This is a genomic window from Serratia sp. ASV30 (assembly GCF_016428815.1).
GTDB lineage: Bacteria > Pseudomonadota > Gammaproteobacteria > Enterobacterales > Enterobacteriaceae > Chania > Chania fonticola_C.
On the sequence record NZ_JAELTL010000290.1, the window covers coordinates 1 to 255 of the forward strand.

At 70.6% G+C, this 255-nt stretch carries 1 protein-coding gene; it reads left to right on the plus strand.

The genetic code is table 11. From position 1 onward, the window contains the following. Positions 1-201: hypothetical protein (locus JHD74_RS26500; RefSeq protein WP_199063967.1), on the plus strand; the 201-nt coding region annotated here is incomplete at its 5' end. Between the last annotated feature and the right edge of the window lie 54 nt (positions 202-255).

The following is a 255-nucleotide window of genomic DNA, read 5'->3' on the forward strand; positions in this document are numbered from 1 at the left end:
CCCCCCCCCCCCCCCCCCCCCCCCCCCCCCCCCCCCCCCCCCCCCCCCCCCCCCCCCCCCCCCCCCCCCCCCCCCCCCCCCCCCCCCCCCCCCCCCCCCCCCCCCCCCCCCCTTTTTCAAGCAGAAGCCGGCATACGAGATGATACCTCCTGTCTCGTGGGCTCGGAGATGTGTATAAGAGACAGCTTAAAGACTACGTGATATCACCTTCATAAGAGTGATATGCACTTTCATGTCAGCGGCTCACTCCCTCCG